The sequence below is a fragment of the Bacillus sp. PK6-16 genome (genome assembly GCF_056530295.1).
Genome location: NZ_CP096511.1, coordinates 3802890 through 3827731, shown reverse-complemented (window position 1 = coordinate 3827731; position 24842 = coordinate 3802890). Strand labels below are relative to the sequence as shown.

Genomic DNA, 24842 nt, shown 5'->3' with positions numbered 1-24842 from the left:
TGGAAGTAGAAGGAAGATTTCGTTCATATTTTAAAAGGCCAAGCATACACTTGTACAAAAAGTGCCAAAAGGACGTGGGGGGAAATATGAGACGAATTTGTGTAATCATAACGCTTCTTATGATGTATGCAAGCGTTATGCCGATTCCTACATATGCAAAGATGAACAGCAATGTTAGTGCTCGAAATGCTGTATTAATGGAGCAACAGTCTGGTCGTGTATTATACGGAAAGGCAGAACATGAGCCTCAAAAAATTGCTAGTATAACAAAAATTATGACCGCCTTATTAGCTGCTGAATCAGGGAAGATGAAAGAAATGGTATCAGTTAGTAATGAAGCGGTGAGGGTGGAAGGATCGGCAATCTATTTAAAGCCTGGACAAAAAGTGAAGTTAGAAGATTTAGTATACGGACTCATGCTTAGATCTGGTAATGACGCAGCGCAAGTAATTGCTGAAAGTGTGGGTGGGAGTATAGATGGATTCGTATATTTAATGAATCAAAAAGCGAAAGAAATTGGAATGAAAGATACGCACTTCTCAAACCCTCATGGCTTAGATGGAGATGGATCACATTATTCGTCGGCTTACGATATGGCATTATTAACGAAATATGCAATGGGAAACGAGACATTTAAGAAAATCTTTGGAACCAAAACATATAAATCAGATTCTTGGGATTACCCGTGGAAAAATAAACATAAGCTGGTAACGTCTTATTATGAATTTGCAACAGGGGGAAAAACAGGCTTTACGAAGAAAGCTGGGCGAACGCTTGTTACAACGGCATCAAAAGGTGGACTAGATTTAATTGTCGTAACTTTGAGTGCCTCTAGTGATTGGGATGATCATATGAATTTGTTTGATAAAGGTTTTGACCGTTTCAAACAAACGAAAGTTTTAGGACAAGGAGCAATTGCTGAAATAAATGAAAAGAAGTATGCCAACCATGTTTATACGAAAAATAGTTTTTCGGTACCGTTAACTGAAGAAGAAAAAAAGAACGTAGTATTAAAAGTTGAACTTGATAAAAGTACAAAACTTACGGATGGAGTAAAGGTTGGGAAGACAGACATTTATGTTGGTAATGAAAAAGTTGGAGAACGGAATTTATTTTATAGTAAACGAAAGTTAGTAGCTACAACGGGACTTTACTGGAATAATGTGAAAGAAATTTTTTCTTACATGATAGGTGTTGGGAACGATGGTTAATCTCGTATGGGTAGCGATGGCTGTCATTGGGATTGTATACGCCATGATAAATGGAACGATGGAAGAAGTGAATAAAGCTGTATTTGACGGAGCAAAAGATGCGGTAACGATTTGTATAGGACTTATTAGTGTTTTAGTATTTTGGCTCGGTTTAATGAAAATTGCAGAGGAAGCCGGATTGTTAAAAAAATTAGTTACACTTTTTATGCCGATAGTAAAAAGGTTGTTTCCAGAAATACCAAAGGATCATCCGTCTATGGGATTTATTCTATCAAATATGATGGCAAACTTTTTTGGTCTAGGTAATGCAGCGACCCCTCTTGGTATTAAAGCGATGGAACAACTGAAAGAGTTAAATGGAGGAAAGGATTCGGCGAGCCGTTCTATGGTGACGTTTCTAGCATTAAATACATCAGCTATTACATTAATTCCTACGACAGTCATTTCCATTCGAATGACGTATGAATCAGCGAATCCTACTGAAATTGTTGGGGTAACATTTATTGCACAAGTACTTTCTATGATTGGGGCAATTTGGATTGACCGCTATTTTTACCGAAGAAGGAGTAGAAAGGGGCGGAAAAAATGAGCATTGTAAATACAATTTCCTTATGGGTAATCCCTTGTGTAATTGGTTTTATCCTTTTATATGGCACAATAAAGAAAGTGCCGACGTATGAATCGTTCGTTGAGGGAGGAAAAGAAGGGATTCAAATTGCAATTTCCATCTTACCGTTTATGGTTGGAATGCTTGTGTCTATTTCTATATTCCGGTCTTCAGGTGCGTTAGATGCAATGATATCGGTAATGAAGCCAATGTTAGATTTGATCCATGTTCCAGCAGAAATTGTACCCTTAGCACTTATACGCCCTATTTCAGGCTCTGCTGGTTTAAGTATTACGACCGATTTAATTGCAACATATGGGCCAGATTCGTTTATTGGGAGATTGGCTTCTACGATGCAAGGGAGCACAGATACGACTTTCTATATTTTAACTGTATATTTTGGAGCGGTTGGGATTAGAAAAATGGGGGATGCACTAAAAGTAGGACTTTTTGCAGATTTAATCGGGATTATATGCTCAATTGTGTTCGTTTCTTTATTGTTTCAGTAATACTATTCATTTTTTACGCTATTTCGCTTATAATACGTATACGACCACTATTAAGGCGTAGCTTAATAGTGGTTTTTTTATGTGGTATTTTTGACAAAATGATGAACTTTTATTGTGAGAAATATGAAAAATATGGACAATAATAAAGGGTAAAAACATGATTTGACCTTTATATGTTTATTATCATCGCTATGTTGTTTAAGTAAGATGAAGCGAATAGCCGTAAAGCGTATGCGGTTGCCAAGTCTTTCTAATGTAAGGTAAGATAAATTCGAGGTGAAAAAAAGAAATGGAACGATTACAAAAAGTGATTGCGCAAGCAGGTATTGCATCGAGAAGAAAGGCTGAGGAATTAATTCAGCAAGGAAAAGTGAAAGTTAATGGAAAAATAGTGAAAGAGTTAGGGACAAAAGTAACTCCTCAAGATAAAGTAGAAGTAAATAATATCCCTCTTGAAAAAGAAGAACCTGTTTATTTTTTACTATATAAACCAACTGGCGTAATTTCAAGTGTATCAGACGATAAAGGAAGAAGTGTTGTAACGGACTTTTTCCCGGAAATTACACAACGTTTATTCCCAATCGGACGCTTAGATTATGATACGTCTGGCGTATTATTAATGACAAACGATGGGGACTTCGCAAACGTATTAATGCATCCTAGATATAAAGTTGAAAAAACATATGTTGCAAAAATAAAAGGGCCATTAACAGGTGAGAAAATTCGCATGTTAGAACGCGGTGTTACGTTAGAAGACGGTAAAACAGCACCAGCACGTGTGAAAATTATTTCTTGGGACAAGCGTAAAGAGATGGCTATTGTACAATTAACAATTCATGAAGGACGTAATCGTCAAGTACGTCGTATGTTTGAAGCGTTAGACTGTAAAGTAGTGAAATTAAAACGTGAACGTTATGCTTTCTTAGAAGTAGGAAGCCTGCGACCTGGTGATGCGAGAGAATTGACACCACATGAGGTGAAACAATTACGCGCGCTTGCTTCTACAAAGCCAAGATAAGCTATAGAGTTAAAAATTCACCAGTGGAGTGCTCTGCTGGTGATTTATTCAATACAACATTTACAGAAGATAATACATAACATTTACCGAGGAGAGGAGAGGTAATATGAAGAAAAATCGTTTATTATTTCGCGTTATTATTCTACTCATTTTATGTGGTGCTGTAGGATTTACCCTTTATCAAGGATTCTTTGCTAATAAAGAGAAAATGCAAATCGGAAAAGAAGCACCTAACTTTATTGTGACGGATTTAGAAGGAAAGAAAATTGAACTAAAAGATTTAAAGGGAAAAGGTGTATTTTTAAACTTTTGGGGCACGTGGTGTAAACCTTGTGAAAAAGAAATGCCTTATATGAATGAATTATATCCAAAGTATAAAGAAAAAGGCGTTGAAATCATAGCGTTAGATGCAGATGAAACGGATATTGCAGTAAAGAACTTTGTGAACCAATATGGTTTGAAATTCCCAGTTGCCATTGATAAAGGACAAAAGATTATAGGAACATATGGAGTAGGTCCTTTACCGACAAGCTTTTTGATTGATAAAGATGGAAAAGTAGTGGAGCAAATTATAGGGGAACAAACGAAAGAACAGTTAGAAGGGTATTTAAAGAAAATTACTCCGTAATAAAGAAAGCCTTTACATAAGGGGTGCGTGTTTATAGTGCCTCTGGTTTAAAAATTCTGAGTATTGCGGTAACTTGAGGTTAGAATATACAATAGTACATATAGATACAGGGGCGGTGAGAGTGTTGAAAGAAATTAAATGTGAATGTGGACATGTTAATCCGATAGGAACCGTTTTTTGTGAAGCTTGCGGGAAACCATTTGAAAGCAATGAAAATGCAAAACTATTGGATATGCGCTATGAGGGGAGTGCACGGAGATCTCTCACGCAGACAAAAACGATAGTCGATAAAATTTGGAGCTTTTTCTCTTCTGTAAAAGTAGGTGTATGGCTAATCGTAATAACTTTAGCTGCATCAGCGATAGGAACTATTTTTCCGCAAGAAATGTACATAACTCCAGGTATTGCACCAGCTGAATATTATAAACAAGAATACGGATTTTTAGGACAATTATACTATCAATTAGGGTTTAATAATTTATACGGTTCATGGTGGTATATGATTTTGATTGCTTCTATCGGTATTTCACTTGTGATATGTAGTTTAGACCGCGTTATTCCACTTTATAAAGCTTTAAAAAAGCAAGGCGTAAAAAGACATCCTAGTTTTTTAAAGAGACAGAGATTATATGGGACTGGTACACCGCAAGAAGGTGACCTGGAAAGAGTGCAAGAGAATTTAAAGAAAAGAAACTATAACGTGAAAGTGGAAGACGGAAACGTTTTAGCAGAAAAGGGACGCTTCTCGCGTTGGGGTCCATATGTAAATCATATCGGTCTTATTATCTTTTTATTCGGTGCGATGCTTCGTTTTTTACCGAGTATGTACGTAGACGAAGCACTTTGGTTACGTGACGGTGAAACGAAAGAAATACCAGGGACGGATGGACAATACTACTTAAAAAACGAGAAATTTATAAAAGAAGTTTATGATAAAAGTAAGGACAAGGAAGTTTTTGATGAAGCGATTGATCGTGTAGGCGATAAAATGATTGCGAAAAACTTCCAAACGAATGCCGTATTATATAAAGCGGTAGGAGAAAATATAGCAGGACAAAAACCGAAATTAGAAAAAGTAAAAGAAGCGGAAATTCGAGTGAATGAACCACTGAAATTTGATCAATTTGCAGTGTATCAAGTTTCTTATAAAGAAAGTGAATTTAAAAGTATGTCCTTTAACTTGCAAAATAAAGAAAATAATCAAAAGTGGGGACCAATTAAAGTAGATTTAACGAATCCTAAGGAAAAATATGATTTAGGAAATGGTTATTCTCTAGAACTATTAAGCTATTTTCCTGATTTTTATTTTGATGAGAATGGAAAACCAAATACAAAAACGAAATTACCAAACAATCCTGCATTTGTATTTAAAATGTTTACACCTGAAACACCAGATGGTGAAGTGAGTTTTGTTGGTATTCAGCAAAATATAGAACCAGATGGAAACAACAAATATAAAATGTCGTTTGCAGGTGTTGAAATGCAAAATGCAACAGCACTTACTGTAAGAAAAGATTTAACGCTTTGGATTCTCGGCATTGGAGGATTTATATTTATGGTTGGTGTCATTCAAGGTATGTATTGGAATCATCGCCGTATTTGGATACAACGTGTTAATGATGAATGGTGGATTGCAGGGCATACAAATAAAAATTGGTTCGGTTTAAAGAAAGATATTGAAAGAGTAATAGAAGGTACAGCAATTCCACAGCCAAATGATAAAGTAATTGATAAAAAAATTAGTTAAGGTGGGGAAACGATATGGTGCAAATAAGTAGTAACTTTCTCTTTACCGCATTTATTTTATATTTAATTGCGACTCTATTTTTTGGGGGAGCCATTAAAGAAAAGGGTCATAAATGGGCAAATGTAGGAATAACGATTACAATTTTAGGGTTTATAGCACAAACAGTATATTTTGTTACAAGGTGGATTGCATCAGGGCATGCGCCAGTTAGTAACTTTTTTGAATTCGGTACATTTTTCGGCATGATGCTTGTAGGAGCATTTATTGTTATGTATTTTATGTACCGTGTAAGCATAATCGGACTATTTGCATTACCAGTTGCGCTTTTATTAATTGCCTATGCAAGTATGTTTCCGAGGGAAATATCTCCGCTTATTCCATCTTTAAAAAGTAATTGGTTACATATTCACGTGACGACTGCAGCAGCAGGACAAGCCATTTTAGCGATTAGTTTTATTACAGGCGTTATGTATTTATTGAAAAATGTAGATCAATCGACGAGAAGTAAACGTACATTTTGGCTAGAGACGGTAGTATTTACACTTGTTTGTACAGTTGGATTTATTGGGGTAACAACAGTATTTTCTAGTATGAAATATGAAGCGAAGTTTCAATGGATTGACAAAAATGAACAGCAAGCGGAAATGAAGTACAATCTTCCGGCTTTAGTTGGACCGCATGAAGGGAAGTTACTGACAGAAAATAAATTAGAACCGGCAGTTGAAGTTCCAGCAATTGTAAATGCGAAAAAATTAAATACTGTTATTTGGTCAGTGTTAGTTGGAACATTACTGTATATTGTATTAAGACTTGTTTTACGGAAGCGAGTATCGGCGGCACTTCAGCCGTTAGTAAAGAATACGAATAGTGATCTACTAGATGAAATCGGATATCGATCTATTGCAATTGGATTCCCAGTGTTCACATTAGGAGCGTTAATTTTTGCGATGATTTGGGCTCAAATAGCGTGGACGCGCTTTTGGGGCTGGGATCCGAAAGAGGTTTGGGCACTTATAACGTGGCTCTTTTATGCTGCAGTACTACATTTACGATTATCTAAAGGGTGGCATGGAGAGAAATCAGCTTGGCTTGCAGTAATTGGTTTTGCAATCATTATGTTTAACTTTATTGTAGTAAACTTAATTATTGCCGGTTTACATTCATATGCATAGAGAAATAAAATAGGGGAGTGCATGTCACTTTCCTATTTTATTTTTGTCAACTTTTCTTCTTTTTTGAGAAAAACATGACAAAGTAGCGGTTGATTTTGTAAAATGATGTCGAGGACATTATATACTGTTCAAAAAAAATACATAGTTTTGGAAAAAAATTGAACAAAATTTATTATTCTTGTGAAGCATAATATGGGAAGTGAAACATTTAGAAGATTGCTTAAATAAACAAGAATAGCGCAACATAATAGTTAAAGAAGGGTAGGTGTGAACCGCTGAGGTGAGAGTGCGCAGCGGGTAGAGATGGAAAATGAATCAAGAATTTTAATTGTAGATGATGAGGATCGTATTCGTCGTTTATTGAAAATGTACTTAGAAAGAGAACAATATACGATTGAAGAAGCAGATAATGGTGATACAGCTTTAGAAATGGCGTTGCAAAATGATTACGATTTAATCTTATTAGATCTTATGATGCCTGGTAAAGATGGCATTGAAGTATGTAAAGGGGTTCGTGAGAAGAAAGCGACACCAATTATTATGCTGACAGCAAAAGGTGAAGAAGTAAATAGAGTACAAGGATTTGAAGTTGGAACAGATGATTATATTGTAAAGCCATTTAGTCCACGTGAGGTCGTACTACGTGTGAAAGCGGTATTACGTCGTGCTGTACCAACAACATTCTTTACACAAGATACAACGACAAAAGATGTTACTGTATTCCCGCACTTAACAATTGATAACGATGCACACCGTGTTACTGCAGATGGTAATGAAGTAAACTTAACGCCGAAAGAATATGAGTTACTATTATTTTTAGCGAAAGCTCCTGATAAAGTATTCGATCGTGAGCAACTGTTAAAAGAAGTATGGCAATATGAGTTCTTCGGAGATTTACGTACAGTTGATACACATGTAAAGCGTTTACGTGAGAAGTTAAGCAAAAAATCACCAGATGCAGCGAAAATGATCGTTACTGTTTGGGGTGTAGGTTACAAATTTGAGGTTGTGAACGACTGATGCTTTGGAGAAGTGTAGTAGGGAAGTTATGGATGACCATATTACTTCTCGTTTCGTTTGTTCTTGGATTTGTTGCGATTTTACTTTCACAGTTTTTTAGAACGTATTATGTTGATATGAGTGAAGCTAGGCTTCAAAAAGTTGCAACAAGTGTTTCAGAGTTAATTGAAGAAGGTGCCGATGTAAAAACGATTGAGAATATCGCTTACAAATTCTCTGATCCACTTTCAAGGATTATTATTGTAGAAGACGGTAAAGAAATCTCTTCTTCACCGAAACAAGAAGGGTTAGTCACTCTTACAATGGATGACTTAAAAGAAGATAAAGAATTAGCGGCTGTGTTTACAGACAAAAAAGAAATTAAGAATAATATTAGAAAAGCGTCTAATAGTAGGAAGAATAAAAACACCGAAAATGATATTATGATCGTCGGAAAACCAGTGCAATCAAAAAATCAAAGTGCAGTGTTCGTATATGAATCTTTACAAGTACCGATACAAGGTATGGAAAGAACAACTGATTTTATTTTCTTATCGGCTGGAATTGCGATTATATTAACAACTTTCTTTGCGTTCTTCTTATCTACTCGGATTACAGCACCGCTTCGTAAAATGCGTGAGGTTGCTTTTGAAGTGTCACGTGGGAAGTTTGATGCAAAGGCTCCTATGGTATCTCAGGATGAGATTGGTGAGCTTGCAACGGCCTTAAATCAAATGGGAAAACAGTTGAAGTTTAATATGAACGCCTTGCAACAAGAAAAAGAACAGTTAGCAAGTATTTTGAGTAGTATGGCAGATGGGGTTATTACGTTAAATCAAGAAGGGGAAGTCGTAGTTATTAATCCACCGGCCGAACATTTCTTACAAGTTTGGCAAGAAGAAAAAGAGATAGAGTTAAGTAAAAAATTACCTTCTGAACTTGTGGAACTATTCCATCTCGTTGTAGAAAGCGAACAACAACAAGTTGTTGAAATTAATTTACAAAAAGGGAACTATGTAGTTCTTATGACGCCGCTTTACAATCAAACGAAAATTCGTGGAGCTGTAGCAGTGCTGCGAGATATGACGGAAGAACGTCGTCTTGAAAAGATGCGTCAAGATTTTATTGCGAATGTATCGCATGAACTTCGTACACCAATGGTAATGCTGCAAGGGTATAGTGAAGCGATTTTAGATGATATTGTGCAAACGAAAGAGGAAATAGATGAGTTTGTTCAAATTATTTATGATGAATCTGTTCGTTTAGGTAAACTTGTAAATGAATTGTTAGATTTAGCTCGTATGGAAAGCGGTCATGTAGAGTTACATATTGGTGAAGTGGATATACATCCGTTTGTTGAAAAAATTGGTCGTAAATTCCAAGGGATTGCAAAGGATAAAGAGGTCGCGTTAACGGTTGATTTCAAAGATCCAATTGAACAATACCCGTTTGATGCAGATCGTATGGAACAAGTATTGACGAATTTAATTGATAACGCAATACGTCATACGAATGCAGGCGGACATGTAACGCTTGTAATTGATACGAAAAATAACGGTCTTATTTTTGAAGTACAAGATTCGGGTGCAGGCATTCCAGAAGAAGATATTCCATTTTTATTTGATCGTTTCTATAAAGCTGATAAAGCAAGAACACGTGGGAAAAAGGGTGGAACAGGACTCGGGCTTGCGATTGCGAAAAATATTGTTCAAGGCCATGATGGTAAAATTTCTGTATCAAGTGTTGTTGGAGAAGGAACTACATTCTCTGTATATTTACCGAATCGTATAATTTAGATATGCGTTTTTAAAGTTGATAATGAATAAAGTTCTGCTGTTTTTTATTTTTTTGTAAACTCAATTAAATAAAGAATGGTAGAACTTTTTCTATCTTGGTCGAATTAAAAATAACAAGAGAGGTGCTGTGAAGAAATGAAATTATATACAAAAACAGGAGATAAAGGAACGACAAGTGTAATAGGTGGCAGGGTTGATAAAGATGATATCCGTGTGGAAGCGTATGGAACAATAGACGAGGCAAATTCTCATATTGGATATGCAATGACTAAGCTTCAAGGTGGGGCTTTTATAGATATTTACAATGAGCTCGAAAATATTCAACATGAACTATTTGATTGTGGAGGAGACTTGGCAATAGTGGAACAAAAAATTCCTTATAAAGTGACAATTGAGATGGTTGAAAGTTTAGAAAAAAAGATTGATTTATATATAGAAGAAGCCCCGCCACTAGAACGCTTTATTTTGCCAGGTGGTAGCGAGGCGGCGGCTACTATTCATATTGCACGTACTGTTGTAAGGAGAGCAGAACGCTCTATAGTATCATTGCAAAAAGAAGTGAAAATAAATGAAGTTGTATTAAAGTATGTAAATAGATTATCTGATTATTTGTTTGCGATAGCTCGAGTAATAAATGCCCGATTACAAGTGAAAGATGTGGAGTATAACCGTAGTGCATTAGTTTTTCGTGATAAAAAAGAGAAGGAAGTGGAGTAATTCACTTTCTTTTTTTGTATACTTTTTTCTGTAATATACCAAAATAGAGAAGGTATGGTGGTAATTAGAAAACGGAGGATGTATATGAAAGTTTTAAAATGCGGTGTCATGTTATTGAGTATACTGTTTGTATCTCAATTACATGTTTATGCAGAAGAAAATCGATGGACATGGCCTGTTGAAGGTCAGATAAGTGATTATTTTGGGACAAGGCATGGAAAACATTATGGTATTGATGTAGCTGCGCCGATTGGAACGCCTGTGGCAGCTATCCAAGATGGTAAGGTAACGAGGTCTTATTATTCAAGTAGTTATGGAAATGTTGTATTTATTAAACACGGAGAATATGAGGCTGTATATGCACATTTAAATAAGAGATATGTGGATCAAGGAGATTATATTTCCAAAGGAGAAAAAATTGGAGAAGTAGGGAACACGGGAGAATCGCGAGGTGCGCACTTACATCTAGAACTTCATCAAGGAAGATGGACGATGGCGAAAAAGAATGCGATGAACCCATTGCTTGTTTTAAGTGAACAAAGAAATGAAGTTGTTTCTTCGTCATTATATGTCGTACAAAAAGGGGATACTTTAGTTAGTATTGCACGGAAATTTAGTATGACACTTAAGGAAATTAAAGAAAAAAATGGATTGCAGCAAGAGCTAATTTATCCTAATCAACAATTATATGTTAAGTAAAGGAAACGCTTCGAAAATTAAACTTTGAACAAATTTATGTTCTTCTTAAATAAGATTCAATGTAAATGAAATTATATGGGCGCTTTTGCTAGAACTATTGAGTGAATCAGAGCATCTATATCTAAAAGAAAGCCGTCCCAAAATTTATTTTGGGACGGCTTCTTTTACCAAAAAATAAAGACACATATAAATCCAGAAATAGCTAAATAGCTATATAAGTAAAAAACTTTTGTTCTTGTTTTCTCTTTTGTTCGAAACAGTACGATAGTCGGTTCAATTAAACCGATTGTCAAACAAAGTAGGCCAAGAAGCATACAACCAATCGAGATAGAATACAGGGCGATTTGTGGTGCTTGAAATGGAATCATCCATTTTAATAAAAATGCAATAAGTGCAGTGTAACAAATACTACCGATGTATTTATTCAGTGGTGTATTAGAACGAAAACCAGGAAGTTTTTTTAAGAAAGAGCGGGAAACAACTTCTGTTTGTAAAGATGTATGCTCTTCAATAATTTTTTGAGCTTCTTTTCCTTTTTGAAAAAGAGATAAGATCCAATTTCGCTCACCCTGAAAAATAAATTGAGAAGTTGTCAAATAGTGATCAATCTTCACTTTATTCCAACTCTTCCACGGATGACGCTCACACAATTTTAATTTACTTTCTGTTTTTTTATCATACTGATAAATACTGATGCCATCTTCATCGAAAGTAGCATAGTATGTCTCGTTTGAGAATGTGCCTAAATCAATTGGGCAGTAGAAAAGTAATTCTTTTTTTAAGTAAAAGTATTCTTTTCTTAAGTTTTTTTTCATTGCTTCTCGAATAGAATGTCTCTTGTCTTTTTTCATGACATTTCCTCCATAACTCAGAAAATGTTCTTATCTTAACAATTCAATATCTTATCACTTTTAATTATATATGACTAGGTAATTCAAAAGAGAAATGCCGAATAATAAAAAATATGGATTGTATTGTAAAATATCTCGCAATTTATTTGTTTTTACGAAAAATAAATAACTAATTTTAAATAAGTTACAATTTTTTAGTTCACAATGTTATGAGGTTGTTGTATAATGGAGGGGAAAATAGAATATCGGTCTATCTTCGGGGCAGGGTGAAAATCCCGACCGGCGGTGATGAACTATTTATGATTTTGTTCTAAGCCCGCGAGCCGTTAAGGCAGGATTTGGTGTGATTCCAAAGCCGACAGTATAGTCTGGATGGGAGAAGATGGAGGTTCAAGCGTTCAAAAAAGATATGGATTTGAACGTCTGTTTGATGTGCCTTAAATTCTCCCTTTGTGTAAAACACAAAGGGTTTTTTCGTTCTATGAAAAAATAGGCATAGCAGAACCTTTCCACTTTCCATGAGATGATCGATGGAAAAGGAGAGAGAAAGATGAAACAAAAAAACAGTGTAGTGCAGATGGTGAGTGTAGCGATGCTAAGTAGTATTGCATATTTACTAATGATGTTGGATTTCCCGTTCCCAGGGCTTCCGCCATTTTTGAAAATTGATTTTAGTGATGTACCAGCTCTAATTGCGGCAATTATCTTTGGACCAGTAGCAGGAGTGATTGTAGAGGCGATAAAGAACATTTTACATTACGGGATTCAAGGAAGTTTAACGGGAGTACCAGTTGGAGAAATTGCAAACTTTATTGCAGGATGTTTATTTATTGGGCCAGCAGCTTTCTTATTTAGAAAGTATCGTACTGTGAAGAGTTTAACTACAGGATTAATGCTAGGGACAATTACAATGGCACTTATTATGAGTGTATTAAACTACATCATCATATTCCCGGCGTACACTTGGTTTTTAAATTCACCAGCTATGTCTAGCGAAGCTATAAAAACAACGGTTGTAACGGCAATCTTACCATTTAATTTAATTAAAGGGATTGTTGTAACAATTGTATTTGTAGCATTATTCTCACGCCTGAAAGTATGGGTGTTTGCAAAAATGAAAAATGCATAATATATACTAAAACCATTAGTAGTGTGAAACTACTAATGGTTTTTTATTAAGGAAAATAAAATTTAGATACAAAAAACGCCCCTCATCAATAGGAGGGGCGTTTTTTGAAGTTAATAAAAGACTATTCGAATTTTAAAGCGTCTCCGTCGAATGATTCGTCAGCAACTTTAATTGAGTCAGTTGGACAGCCTTCGAATGCATCCATCATATCTTCAATTAATACATCTGGAATTTCAACGATACCTTGGTTATCATCTAATGTTACAAATGCAATACCTTCATCATCATAGTCATAAATGTCTGGTGCAGCAGCGCCGCAAGCACCACATGCAATACAAGTATCTTTATCAACGATTGTATATTTTGCCATCTTTTTTCCCTCCTGATAATATGTATGTGAAAAGCTCGCCATAAAAATTATAACCTTATTGTAAAACGGTTTGTAAAACTTTTCAACATAAAATTATAATGATAATGCTTATCAATTAGAGTGTCAACTTATTTTTGAATTATGTCATAAGATTTTCAAAATACGTAAATATGATTTCGTTTGATACAATAGAATATATACAAGTATATAGTTCTTATATGATAAGTTTAATGAGCGACAGTAGATAGTGTAATTGTACTGAAAAGAATGAAGTTAAGATTGGAAGGTGGAAGCGGTCATGCAAATACAATATACTTTGTTGCATTGTTTAAAACAATTGAATGGTGAAAGAACCGTTTCTTCTATTTATTATTTACTAAAGGGCAAACGTTCTTCGCAAACTTTACAAGATGGAAATATGTTCCGAATTTCTTTTTTGTTCGGAATATATAAATCATTAAATAGAAATGACTATGATGGTGAAGTTGCAAAGTTGTTGCAAGCGGATTTTATTCAAGAAATACATGAAAATACATATGTGTTAACACCTACGGGTAAAATGCAGTTACATAAATGGGAGGAAGTTTATGCTTTTCCGGCGCATTTGCATGGTTTACATTATGGTGAATTAGGTGAAACATTTTGGAAAAGATTATCATTAATTATTCAAACCATATCAAATTTACAACAGAATAATACGAGGTTTATTCCAATTCAGCAAGATACAGAAATAATGATGTGGGTGAAACGTTTTCTAACAGGAAGGCCATATAAGAGAAGTGAGTTGGCGAAAAAACTATGGACGGAAGTACATAATCTTTTAGAAAAGAGTAATGCAATAGAAGCGACGATTGTAACATATCGATTAACAGGTTATGAACGCATTGGTTGTACATTGCAACAATTAGCAGAAATTACGAAACAAGATATATTCAGGGTGTATTTTTTATTTTGGGGTACAATACATTTCTTTATACAAGAAGTTCGTGATAAAGAAAATGAATTTCCACTATTAGCTGAAATTATATCTTATCCAAATGAGAGAGCTGAATTATTTAGTTTATCCACGAAAAAAACATATAATTTTTGGAGACAAGGACGTTCTTTAGAAGAAATAGCGACGATTCGGAATTTAAAGGTTGCAACGATAGAAGATCATTTTGTTGAAATTGCTTTGCGAGAAAAAGATTTTTCTATTGAAATGTTTATGGAAAAAGAAAAGATAGACAAAGTAATAAAAGTAATTGAAGCATTGCAAACGCGGAAGTTACGTGTTTTGAAACAAGCGGTTGGAGAAGATATCTCTTATTTTGAAGTTCGTCTTGTATTAGCGCGGATGGAGGGTGTAAATGAAACTTGAAGAATATTTATATAAGTGGTTTGGATATTCTGAATTTCGTCCAGGTCAAAAAGGAGTAATTACAGATTTATTAGAAGGAAAAGATGTGATAGCAATGCTTCCGACTGGAAGAGGGAAATCTATGTGCTATCAGTTTCCGGGGCTTATGCGAGAAGGAACCGTGCTTGTTGTATCACCGTTATTATCTTTAATGGAAGATCAAGTGACACAATTAAAGTACGTTGTGAAAGACCGAGTGATAGCATTTAATAGTTTTCGGACATTAAATGAAAAAAGAGAAGCGATGAAAAAATTATCTTCATATAAATTTATTTTTGTTTCACCAGAGATGTTGCAGTCGGAGTTATTAATTAGGGAATTGAAGAAAATTCATATTTCATTATTTGTTGTTGATGAGGCTCATTGTATTTCTCAATGGGGTTATGATTTTAGACCGGACTATAAAAAACTAAATGTAGTTATTGAAAATATTGGTTCTCCTACAGTATTAGCATTGACAGCCACAGCGACAAAAGGGGTACTGCAGGATATCGCAGATAGTTTAAATTTAAAGGGTGCCGCGGAACATGTATACTCTATTGATCGTCCTAATATTGCAATGGATGTGCAATTTGTAGAGACGATAGAAGAAAAGAAAGAGGCGCTTTTAGAGCAGGTGATGTATTTACAAGGGCCGGGGATTGTTTATTGCTCAAGTAGAGCGTGGACAGAAAGGTTAACGGAATACTTGAGAGGGAAAGGTGTTACTGGTGTAGCTTTTTATCATGGTGGTATGGAACATGAAGAGCGTATGTTAATTCAACAGCAGTTTATGAACAATCAATTGCAACTTGTAATATGCACAAGTGCATTTGGTATGGGGGTAAATAAGGCGAATACGCGATATATTATTCATTTTCATTATCCAACTAATATAGCTTCTTACTTACAAGAAATCGGAAGAGCTGGAAGAGATGGCGAACCGAGTATAGCTATTTTATTATGTAGTCCGTTGGATCATGATTTACCAATTTCAATCATTGAGGATGAATTGCCAAGTAAGTCACAAATACAATTTTTATTTTCTTTACTACAAGAAAGAATGTTTCAAACGAAAGAATTACCAATAGAAGATGTAGAAGAAATTTGTTATAATGCAGCAAGATTTAATGAGCAATATTGGCGTTTCGTTCGTTATCATCTCGAACAGGTTGGAATTATACAACAACGAAGATTATTATTAGAAGGTTTGTCAGATGAAATCATGAACCGATTAATAACTGAAGTAGAAATAAGGTTGCGTAATAAATATAGTGAGCTAGAAAATATGAAGTCATGGATACAAGTTAAAGGGTGTAGACGTGAATATGTGCTGCAACAGTTCGGTTATAGGAAAGAGCAAGAGTTAATGAATTGCTGCGATTATTGCGGTATTACCAAAGAAGATTATAAAAAAAGACGAGCGCAACAATCGGATTTCGACTATAATTGGGAAACAGAGTTACAAAAGCTTTTCGGCCTAGAAAAGATGGAGGAATGATGAACATTCAAAGGCATAATGTTGAAGATATGAGTCCGCAGGAAATAAGGCTGAATCTATATATAACACAGTTAATTATTATCGGTATTGGCTGTTTACTGGCATATATATTATTTCAAGATGTAAAAGAAGTCTTTAATTTATGGAAATGGGAACCAGTATCTATACTTATTATAGGTGGTTTGTTAGCGATTGGTATTGTGTTATTAGATTATGTTGCAATGCGAGTGTTTCCGGAGTCATGGTTTGATGATGGTGGTATTAACGATAAGATGTTTCGAGGAATGTCCGTTCTACACTTACTCGTTATTACGTTCTTGATTGGTTTTGCAGAAGAATTTTTATTTAGAGGTGTAGTACAGACTCATTTTGGAATTGTAATTGCGAGCTTCGTATTTGCAGTGTTACATATTCGTTATATAACAAAGCCATTTTTATTTTGTTTCGTCTGTTTTATTAGTTTTGTCTTTGGTTATGTATTTGAATGGACAGGAAATTTGTTTATAACAATCTTTGCACACTTTCTTGTTGATTTTATAATGGGACTCCAATTAAGAAAATAAATGGAAGGTGGTGGTGAACAACATGAGGAAACGAATTCCTGATTTTGAAGAGGAATTAGAAGTTGAGCGAGTGGAAGAAAAAGAAAGTTTACCGCCGCGTAGTGAAATTCATAGAAATAAAGAGAAAAAACAAAAGTTTAAAATAAATCACATTTTCGTCCGGGTTTTAACATTTCTATTCATTCTTCTGCCGATTAGTATTTTGTGGTACACGGATAAATATATTCAGGTGAAGGGTGATAGTAATAATGCTGGAAAAAGTGCGTTTGAAGTAATCTTCTTTGATTCAGCTAAATCTGAGTCGCAGAAACATTCTGAAAAAGTAATAACGCATACTGTGAAAGAGGGAGAAACTTTAGAAAGTATAGCGAAGCAATATTTTTCAGATGGAAATGGAATTGAAGTAATTAAAAAGTATAATAACTTGCAGGAAGATGAAGTGAGTGCAGGTCAAGAATTAAAAATTCCGATAAAAGATAAGTCCACAAAGCAAGAAAGCTAGCGAGTTAAGCGATCACAGTTTGTTATAAAAGCCTAGGATTATCTTTATGAGGAGGGAGTCAAAAATATGATATGGATTATATTATTCAGTACTCTCATAGGCATGGGGATTTTATTACTTTTTGTGATGTATAAAGAAGCGATGCGTAATACGGTGTTGGAACATACTTTAGTATTTAAAGAATTTCCGAAAAGTTTTCAAAAAGTAAATGTGTTTTTTATTTCTGATATTCATAGAAGGGTCATTTCGAATTTGTTAATTGAACAAGTAAAAGGAAAAGTAGATCTCGTAATTATCGGAGGAGATTTAGCAGAGAAAGGTGTCTCTTTATCAAAAATCTCTGCGAATATTCAAAAGTTAAGAGAGATAGGTCCTGTATATTTTGTGTGGGGAAACAATGATTATGAGATAGAATATCATGAATTAGATGCGTTATTATTAGAAAATAACGTAAAAGTTTTAGATAATACAAGAGTGGTATTTGAGTCTGAATTAGGAGAGAAAATTTGTTTGCTCGGTATAGATGATGTTGGATTGCACCGTGATCGTCTAGATTTGGCATTGGCGGATTGTAAAGAAGATGGTTTTCGTATCCTAGTTAGTCACAACCCTGATATAATAAAAAAAATGTCTGGAAATGAACAGATTTCACTTGTGTTAAGTGGACATACGCATGGAGGACAAATCCGATTATTCCCATCTAAAAAATATTTAAAAGGTGGCGTATATAACCATTTGAATACGATTCTCTTTGTTAGTAATGGGTATGGAACAACATTGATACCACTTCGTTTCCGAGCACCTGCTCAAACACATATCATTACATTGTGCGGAGGGAAATGATGCCAACTCTTAGTGGGAAATATAATATAAAAGCCGTTTCGAATATAATTGGAGTTCAGCCGAGTACGCTTCGTGCATGGGAAAGACGATATCAAATTATTGCCCCAAAGCGGAATCAAGCTGGGCATCGCTTATATACAGAAGAGCATATTCAAATTTTAAAATGGTTAACGGAAAAAGTTTCTTCCGGTATGATGATTGGACAAGCAGTTCAGTTATTAGAAGAGAATCGTTTGCAGAGTACAGTTCAAAAAGAGATACATTTCGATAAAGAAGTTGTTTTAGTGGACGATTTGCTACAAGCTTTGTTAAAATTTGATGAAATTACAATTGCTGCATTATTAAACGAAGCTTTTAGTATATATTCAACAGAAAAGGTTGTTGCCAGTATCGTTCTTCGAGTGACAGACAAATTATTAACGTCAAAAAATAATAATGAGATTTCAATGGTGCAATTTCAATATGCACTATCATTTTTACAAACGCGTCTAGGGATGGTGTATCACAATGCCTCAATGTTTTCCTCTTTACACAAAGTTATTGTGTTAGAAAAGGATGCATTGAAAGGATTTATTTTTTCAACTTATTTACGCTTAAAAGGATATGAGGCGATATATATTAGGACAAGCTTAGCTGAAGATGGTATGTTATCAGCGGTAGAGGAAATACAGCCGAAATATGTATTTATATCTTTTGCTGACGAACAAGAAATGAAAAAGACGATGAACTTTATAAATTTATTACAAGAAAAAAGGGAATCTCTTTCTGTTGGATTTATCGGAAAGCTAGGCGTTCTAAACCAGTTGGACATTGAAACAATCTTAATTGGTGATACGAAAGAAGAATGGGATGGATGGTTAAAAATGTCGGAATAGTTGTTCGAAAAGAACCATCTATTTTCTATTTCATATAATAAAAATTAGATGCATTGGTTACGTAGGGAGGGTATGAGATGAGGCTGGAACGATTAAATTACAATAAGATAAAAATTTTTCTAACATTTGATGATTTATCTGAACGAGGATTAACGAAAGAAGATTTATGGAGAAATGCACCGAAAGTACAGCAATTATTTCGTGATATGATGCAAGAAGCAAATAAGGAATTAGGGTTTGAAGCAGATGGTCCGATTGCAGTTGAAGTGTTTTCTCTACAAGCACAAGGGATGGTTGTAATTGTAACGAAAGAAAATCAAGAAATGGATACAGATGATGAGTTCCGTGACGAGTTTATTGAAATGCAAGTGACTCTAGATGAAAGTGAGCATATATTATATGAGTTTGCTACGCTAGATGACGTAATTAACCTGTCGAATCGCTTATATAACCTTGGTGTAACTGGCGGAAAGCTATATACGTGGGATGAGCGCTTCTATCTTTGGGTGGAAGAAGAGGAACAAATTCAATTGTTAAAGGCGGATTTTATAGCTATTTTAGCGGAATACGGTAATCCGTCTACAGCAACCATTTATCGCATCATGGAGTACGGTAAAGAATTAATGGATGTTAACGCGATAGAACAAATACACAATTACTTTGTGAAAAAACAAAACCTCAGCTAATACAACACAGCTGAGGTTTTGTTTTTATTTGGAGAAGGGAAGGGATGATTGTAAATACTCGAACATACTTTTTGAAAATAAAATATGCAGTTTTATGGGAGGGTGGTTGATGAAAATAAAAAATATTTAAATATTTAAGTATTTTACTTTTCTAAAAGTAATAAAAGGACTATAATAATAGTGAAAACGCTTGCAACAGAAAATAGTTTGTATATATTTGTTAGCGTTTTCTATTGCATTCCAAATTTAAGGGTGTATACTAGGCAATGAAGGTTTACTAAACAAGTGAAATTACAGGGGGTTTACTTACTATGGTAGCCGAAAAGGGAACTCAAACAAAAACACAACAACAAAGGGAACAACATTTTGAACTATTGAATTCAACACAAATTGTTATTAGTGAAGCGTTAGAAAAATTGGGTTATCCAAACGAAGTATATGAATTATTAAAAGAACCAATTCGTATGATGACAGTGAAAATACCAGTTCGTATGGATGACGGGACTGTTAAAATATTTACAGGATATCGTGCGCAACATAATGATGCTGTTGGTCCAACGAAAGGTGGAATTCGCTTCCATCCGAATGTAACAGAAAATGAAGTGAAAGCACTTTCAATCTGGATGAGTTTAAAATGTGGTATTGTTGATTTACCATATGGTGGAGGTAAGGGTGGAATTATCTGTGATCCACGTGAAATGTCATTCCGTGAGTTAGAAAGATTAAGCCGCGGTTATGTACGAGCAATTAGCCAAATCGTAGGTCCGACGAAAGATATTCCAGCTCCAGATGTATTCACAAACTCTCAAATTATGGCGTGGATGATGGATGAGTATAGCCGTATTGATGAATTTAATTCACCAGGATTTATTACAGGTAAACCGCTTGTATTAGGTGGATCACATGGACGTGAAACAGCAACAGCGAAAGGTGTAACAATTTGTATTCGCGAAGCTGCTAAAAAACGTGGCATTGATATTAAGGGTGCACGCGTTGTTGTTCAAGGATTCGGTAATGCTGGTAGCTTCTTAGCTAAATTTATGCATGATGCAGGTGCGAAAGTTATTGCAATCTCAGATGCTTACGGCGCGTTACATGATCCAAACGGATTAGATATTGATTATTTATTAGACCGTCGTGATAGCTTCGGTACAGTAACAAAGCTATTTAACAATACAATTTCAAACAAAGAATTGTTAGAACTTGATTGCGATATTTTAGTACCAGCTGCAATTGAGAACCAAATTACAGAAGAAAATGCTAATGATATTAAAGCGAAAATCGTTGTTGAAGCTGCAAATGGTCCAACAACATTAGAAGCGACTAAAATTTTAACAGATCGCGGAATTTTGCTTGTTCCAGACGTGTTAGCAAGTGCTGGTGGTGTAACAGTATCTTACTTTGAGTGGGTACAAAACAACCAAGGTTACTACTGGACTGAAGAAGAAGTAGAACAACGTTTAGAAAAAGTAATGGTAAGATCATTTGATTCTATTTATGAAACAGCACAAGTTCGTAAAGTGAACATGCGCTTAGCGGCGTACATGGTTGGTGTTCGTAAAATGGCTGAAGCAAGCCGCTTCAGAGGTTGGGTATAAAATATTATATCTTGAGAAAACGTGATTTCCTTTCGAGGGCATCACGTTTTTTTGTTGAAGTATTAAATGAGGTGTTGTATATGGAGAATGAAATGCTGGAACGAGTAGAACAATTAGAAGAGAAGGTTAAGAGGTTAGAGGGAGAACTTGCAAGAACGATGAAAGCTCGAAAAATAAGTACCGTTCGGATGTTCGGGGAAGGGTTACTGTTTTTGGTATTTGGTGTGGTTGTAGTAGGGCCGATTATTGCCGTTGTAATCTCGATTTTTACTTGGCTTGCTGAAAAATAAAATAAAAATAAAAAGAACGCTTGTTCTATACGAACAAACGTGCTATACTCTCCTTAGATAAACAAAACGGAAATGATTTTAAGGAGAGATAAATGATGAAAATGACAGTAGACCAAAGATTTATGATGCCAGCAGATGTTGTAGAGCGAGTGGAAGTATTACGAAACAAACAAAGCAAGCGTGGCACATTATTACAATCGGTAAATAAATTTTTCGGTTTAGATACGAAAGAAGATTGTGTTTGGTTTTACGGTTTTTATGGAGTGGCTGTAAGTATCTTGTTGTTTATGGTGTTCACTTCAAATATTTTCGATTTTCTCTTCGCGTAAGAAATATGCGATAAGGACATTGCTACCGAATACATATATAAGGAAGTAAGGTAATCTTCTAGAGCGGGAGTTGGTAGCAATGGCGATGTTTCCTATAGAGCGCAACTATATTGGATATGGAAGTTCACGACCGGGGATTCCTCTGACTAAAGTGAGATTTATTGTAAGCCATGATACGGGGAATCCTGGAAGCAATGCGATAGGGAATCGAGATTACTTTAATGAATTACAACCGAAAGCTTCGGCGCATACATTTATAGATGATAAAACAATATTGGAGATTATTCCTATAAATGAAGTTGCGTATCATGTTCGATATGGTGTGCCGACGGATAATGACTTATATGGCTATGACGCGAATAAGGCGGCCATTGGAGTGGAACTTTGTTATGGTGGTGATGTTAACTTTTGGGAAGCATATAATCGTTTTACATGGTATCATGCGTATTTATGCCAAAACTTTGGCTTAAATCCGAAAAAAGATATCGTGTCACATAAAACGCTTGATCCAGCTAGAAAGATTGATCCTGAGAATGTATTAGGGAAACAAGGTATTAAATTTCAGCAGTTTTTAGCAGATGTCTATCGGATGTACGTTTCGTTTAGATGACAAATATATGAAAAATGAATACAATAAAGATAGGTGCCTACTGCTGTAAGTAGGTTTTTTCTTGTTTTTATAAATAGTGTATTGGTAGAAGACTAGGAGTGGACGAGTATGCAGAAAGAAACAGTTATTATAATCGGAGGCGGTCCGTGCGGATTAGCGGCTGCAATTTCGTTGCAAAAGATAGGGATAAATCCGTTAGTAATTGAAAAAGGAAACATTGTAAATGCCATTTATAATTATCCAACTCATCAAACATTTTTCTCTTCTAGTGAAAAATTAGAAATTGGTGATGTAGCTTTTATTACAGAAAATCGTAAGCCAGTTCGAAATCAAGCGCTTGCGTATTATCGTGAAGTAGTAAGACGTAAATCTGTACGTGTAAATGCTTTTGAGCGAGTGGAGAAAGTTCAAAAAGATGGAGAAGCTTTTCAGGTTGAGACGACAAAGCGTGACGGAAGTAAGGAAATATATATAGCGAAATATATTGTTGTAGCAACTGGATATTATGATAATCCAAATTATATGAATGTTCCAGGTGAGGAATTGAAGAAAGTAGCTCACTATTTTAAAGAGGGGCATCCTTATTTTGATCGAGATGTAGTAGTTATAGGTGGGAAAAACTCGAGTGTAGATGCCGCGTTAGAACTTGTTAAATCTGGTGCACGTGTAACGGTACTGTATCGTGGAAGTGAGTATTCACCAAGCATAAAGCCTTGGATTTTGCCGGAATTTGAGGCGTTAGTACGAAATGGTACAATTCAAATGCATTTTGGGGCTCATGTGAAAGAAATTACTGAGCATACATTAACGTTTACAGTTGATGGTGAAGCTCTTACAATCAAAAACGATTTTGTATTTGCGATGACTGGTTATCATCCTGATCATAGCTTCTTAACGAAGATGGGTGTTCAGATTGATGAAGAAACAGGACGTCCAATTTATACAGAGGATAGAATGGAAACGAATGCTGAAAATATTTTCATTGCAGGTGTCATTGCTGCTGGAAATAATGCAAATGAAATATTTATCGAGAACGGAAGATTTCATGGAGATGCGATTGCGCAAACCATTGCATCAAGAGAAAAATAAAAAGGAGCTGTCGGGAAAACCTCGACAGCTCCTTTTTATTCGTGCATAAACATATTTTGAATGGATTCATGAGAATTTGTATTCTCTAATGCAACAAGTAATTTAATGCGTGCTTTTTGTGCATTTAAGCCGTATGTGAATACAATGCCCATATCTTTTAAGTGTTTACCGCCACCTTCATACGAATATACGTCTTGAACGATACCGTTGAAACAGCGAGAAACTAATACGACAGGAATACCTCTATTTAATAATCTTTCTAGACTAGGTAGTGTTCTTGGAGGGAGATTACCTTGTCCAAGAGCTTCGATAACAATGCCGTCTACAGGAAGATTTTCGATTGCTGCTAATAATGTATCATCCATGCCAGCATATGCTTTTAGAACAACTACATTTTTAGACACTTTGTTTATCGTATATGTTTCGTGATGTACTAAAGCGTGATGGAAGACAACCCGCGTTTTGTTACCATTCCAATTGGTCCGTATTGTGGGCTTTGGAATGTTGCAACATTACTTGTATGTGTTTTCGTTACATTTGTAGCGCAATGAATTTCGTCGTTTAATACGACTAAAACACCTTTTTCTGCAGCTTCATCACAACTAGCAACTTTTACAGCTGATAAGAAGTTATATAGACCATCAGCACCTAACTCATTGCTAGAGCGCATTGCACCTGTCACTACGATCGGAATAGTTGCTTGTACTGTTAAATCTAAGAAATAAGCTGTTTCTTCTAATGTATCCGTGCCATGCGTAATGACTACGCCATGAATGTTGTCTTGTTTTACTCTTTCATCAATGATGACTTGTAATTGTAACATTTCGCTCGGTGTCATATGAGGAGATGGTAGGTGGAACACATCTTCAACGATTAAATCAACATCGCCTTCTAAATCAGGAATGAATTTTAAAAGAGGATTTTTTTCACCTGGTTGTACGACCCCAGTTTCTTTATCTTCCTCCATTGCAATTGTTCCACCTGTGTGTAAAACTAGGATTCTTTTCAATGCTTATACCCCTTTCAAGTAAAAAAATACATTTAGAACATAACATGTTTTGAGTAAATTCGACAATGGAAATGTATAAAAGTATGCCTCGAAAATGACAATAAAATTAACTGCTA

At 35.2% G+C, this 24842-nt stretch carries 26 protein-coding genes, 1 pseudogene and 1 riboswitch; of the genes and pseudogenes, 24 read left to right on the top strand and 3 right to left on the bottom strand.

Annotated elements, in window-relative coordinates; all coding sequences use genetic code 11:
* The first annotated feature begins 86 nt into the window (after nucleotides 1–86).
* The 11 genes from dacB to M1D66_RS19495 all read left to right on the top strand — a co-directional run bounded on the left by dacB (nucleotide 87) and on the right by M1D66_RS19495 (nucleotide 11103).
* Complete coding sequence (gene dacB / locus M1D66_RS19545; RefSeq protein ID WP_001252638.1) at nucleotides 87–1211, top strand: D-alanyl-D-alanine carboxypeptidase DacB; 1125 nt, start codon at nucleotides 87–89, stop codon at nucleotides 1209–1211.
* Nucleotides 1204–1800 (top strand): spore maturation protein SpmA, encoded by a 597-nt coding sequence (spmA, locus tag M1D66_RS19540; RefSeq protein ID WP_000247811.1) that lies wholly within the window; start codon nucleotides 1204–1206, stop codon nucleotides 1798–1800. The genes dacB and spmA overlap by 8 nt, the downstream gene beginning before the upstream one ends.
* Nucleotides 1797–2327: a spore maturation protein SpmB gene (spmB, locus tag M1D66_RS19535; RefSeq protein ID WP_000029514.1), complete on the top strand. Its 531-nt coding sequence runs from the start codon at nucleotides 1797–1799 to the stop codon at nucleotides 2325–2327. The genes spmA and spmB overlap by 4 nt, the downstream gene beginning before the upstream one ends.
* A gap of 289 nt (nucleotides 2328–2616) precedes the next feature.
* Complete coding sequence (rluB, locus tag M1D66_RS19530) at nucleotides 2617–3345, top strand: 23S rRNA pseudouridine(2605) synthase RluB (protein ID WP_000440556.1); 729 nt, start codon at nucleotides 2617–2619, stop codon at nucleotides 3343–3345.
* Between the two features lie 106 nt (nucleotides 3346–3451).
* Complete coding sequence (gene resA / locus M1D66_RS19525) at nucleotides 3452–3973, top strand: thiol-disulfide oxidoreductase ResA (protein WP_000742192.1); 522 nt, start codon at nucleotides 3452–3454, stop codon at nucleotides 3971–3973.
* Between the two features lie 121 nt (nucleotides 3974–4094).
* Entirely contained in the window at nucleotides 4095–5720 is a 1626-nt protein-coding gene (gene resB, locus M1D66_RS19520; RefSeq protein ID WP_000910523.1) for a cytochrome c biogenesis protein ResB, read from the top strand.
* 14 nt (nucleotides 5721–5734) lie between these two features.
* Nucleotides 5735–6892 carry a cytochrome c biogenesis protein ResC gene (resC, locus tag M1D66_RS19515; RefSeq protein WP_000250079.1) on the top strand — a complete coding sequence of 386 codons (1158 nt, stop codon included), beginning with the start codon at nucleotides 5735–5737 and terminating at the stop codon, nucleotides 6890–6892.
* Nucleotides 6893–7195: 303 nt separating this feature from the next.
* Nucleotides 7196–7912, top strand: a complete 717-nt coding sequence (gene resD / locus M1D66_RS19510; protein WP_000426861.1) for a DNA-binding response regulator ResD — start codon at nucleotides 7196–7198, stop codon at nucleotides 7910–7912.
* A complete protein-coding gene (gene resE, locus M1D66_RS19505; protein ID WP_000964673.1) occupies nucleotides 7912–9687 on the top strand; it encodes a sensor histidine kinase ResE in 1776 nt (591 codons plus the stop codon). Before resD ends, resE begins: the two co-directional genes overlap by 1 nt.
* Nucleotides 9688–9822: 135 nt before the next feature.
* Nucleotides 9823–10404 (top strand): cob(I)yrinic acid a,c-diamide adenosyltransferase, encoded by a 582-nt coding sequence (locus M1D66_RS19500; protein WP_000781265.1) that lies wholly within the window; start codon nucleotides 9823–9825, stop codon nucleotides 10402–10404.
* An 84-nt stretch (nucleotides 10405–10488) separates the two neighbouring features.
* On the top strand, nucleotides 10489–11103 hold the full coding sequence (locus M1D66_RS19495) for a peptidoglycan DD-metalloendopeptidase family protein (protein ID WP_000866117.1): 615 nt from the start codon (nucleotides 10489–10491) through the stop codon (nucleotides 11101–11103).
* 164 nt (nucleotides 11104–11267) lie between these two features.
* On the opposite strand, the gene M1D66_RS19490 is transcribed toward M1D66_RS19495, so the two are convergent.
* Nucleotides 11268–11954, bottom strand: coding sequence for a hypothetical protein (locus M1D66_RS19490; RefSeq protein WP_000710837.1), 687 nt, complete (start codon nucleotides 11952–11954; stop codon nucleotides 11268–11270).
* A gap of 248 nt (nucleotides 11955–12202) precedes the next feature.
* Nucleotides 12203–12342, top strand: a riboswitch (FMN riboswitch).
* Between the two features lie 162 nt (nucleotides 12343–12504).
* On the opposite strand from M1D66_RS19490, the gene M1D66_RS19485 reads away from it, so the two are divergent.
* The gene (locus tag M1D66_RS19485) at nucleotides 12505–13083 is read left to right on the top strand and encodes an ECF transporter S component (protein WP_000810855.1); all 579 of its coding nucleotides are present in this window, start codon (nucleotides 12505–12507) and stop codon (nucleotides 13081–13083) included.
* Nucleotides 13084–13204: 121 nt separating this feature from the next.
* On the opposite strand, the gene M1D66_RS19480 is transcribed toward M1D66_RS19485, so the two are convergent.
* Nucleotides 13205–13453, bottom strand: a complete 249-nt coding sequence (locus M1D66_RS19480; protein WP_001151993.1) for a ferredoxin — start codon at nucleotides 13451–13453, stop codon at nucleotides 13205–13207.
* Nucleotides 13454–13751: 298 nt separating this feature from the next.
* Here M1D66_RS19480 and M1D66_RS19475 point away from each other — a divergent pair, with 298 nt between their 5' ends.
* The 12 genes from M1D66_RS19475 (at nucleotide 13752) to M1D66_RS19420 (ending at nucleotide 23717) form a co-directional block, all read left to right on the top strand.
* Nucleotides 13752–14813, top strand: a complete 1062-nt coding sequence (locus tag M1D66_RS19475) for a YpbB family protein (protein ID WP_001167001.1) — start codon at nucleotides 13752–13754, stop codon at nucleotides 14811–14813.
* Complete coding sequence (recQ, locus tag M1D66_RS19470; RefSeq protein ID WP_242554703.1) at nucleotides 14803–16332, top strand: ATP-dependent DNA helicase RecQ; 1530 nt, start codon at nucleotides 14803–14805, stop codon at nucleotides 16330–16332. Before M1D66_RS19475 ends, recQ begins: the two co-directional genes overlap by 11 nt.
* Nucleotides 16332–16895: a CPBP family intramembrane glutamic endopeptidase gene (locus M1D66_RS19465; RefSeq protein WP_001025780.1), complete on the top strand. Its 564-nt coding sequence runs from the start codon at nucleotides 16332–16334 to the stop codon at nucleotides 16893–16895. Before recQ ends, M1D66_RS19465 begins: the two co-directional genes overlap by 1 nt.
* A gap of 22 nt (nucleotides 16896–16917) precedes the next feature.
* Nucleotides 16918–17397, top strand: coding sequence for a LysM peptidoglycan-binding domain-containing protein (locus tag M1D66_RS19460; protein WP_001231553.1), 480 nt, complete (start codon nucleotides 16918–16920; stop codon nucleotides 17395–17397).
* Between the two features lie 66 nt (nucleotides 17398–17463).
* Nucleotides 17464–18240: a metallophosphoesterase gene (locus M1D66_RS19455; protein WP_000637791.1), complete on the top strand. Its 777-nt coding sequence runs from the start codon at nucleotides 17464–17466 to the stop codon at nucleotides 18238–18240.
* Entirely contained in the window at nucleotides 18240–19115 is an 876-nt protein-coding gene (locus M1D66_RS19450; protein WP_242554702.1) for a MerR family transcriptional regulator, read from the top strand. The genes M1D66_RS19455 and M1D66_RS19450 overlap by 1 nt, the downstream gene beginning before the upstream one ends.
* Nucleotides 19116–19192: 77 nt before the next feature.
* On the top strand, nucleotides 19193–19801 hold the full coding sequence (locus tag M1D66_RS19445) for a genetic competence negative regulator (protein WP_001235402.1): 609 nt from the start codon (nucleotides 19193–19195) through the stop codon (nucleotides 19799–19801).
* Between the two features lie 311 nt (nucleotides 19802–20112).
* Entirely contained in the window at nucleotides 20113–21399 is a 1287-nt protein-coding gene (gene gudB / locus M1D66_RS19440; protein ID WP_000225173.1) for an NAD-specific glutamate dehydrogenase, read from the top strand.
* A gap of 80 nt (nucleotides 21400–21479) precedes the next feature.
* Entirely contained in the window at nucleotides 21480–21689 is a 210-nt protein-coding gene (locus M1D66_RS19435; protein WP_000426763.1) for a hypothetical protein, read from the top strand.
* 92 nt (nucleotides 21690–21781) lie between these two features.
* On the top strand, nucleotides 21782–22018 hold the full coding sequence (locus M1D66_RS19430; RefSeq protein WP_001983018.1) for a DUF3961 domain-containing protein: 237 nt from the start codon (nucleotides 21782–21784) through the stop codon (nucleotides 22016–22018).
* Nucleotides 22019–22097: 79 nt separating this feature from the next.
* Nucleotides 22098–22628, top strand: a complete 531-nt coding sequence (locus M1D66_RS19425) for a peptidoglycan recognition protein family protein (protein ID WP_001240655.1) — start codon at nucleotides 22098–22100, stop codon at nucleotides 22626–22628.
* 108 nt (nucleotides 22629–22736) lie between these two features.
* A complete protein-coding gene (locus M1D66_RS19420) occupies nucleotides 22737–23717 on the top strand; it encodes a YpdA family putative bacillithiol disulfide reductase (RefSeq protein ID WP_242554701.1) in 981 nt (326 codons plus the stop codon).
* A 35-nt stretch (nucleotides 23718–23752) separates the two neighbouring features.
* Here M1D66_RS19420 and ansA read toward each other — a convergent pair.
* A pseudogene (gene ansA, locus M1D66_RS19415) lies at nucleotides 23753–24726 on the bottom strand (asparaginase).
* Nucleotides 24727–24842 lie beyond the last annotated feature (116 nt).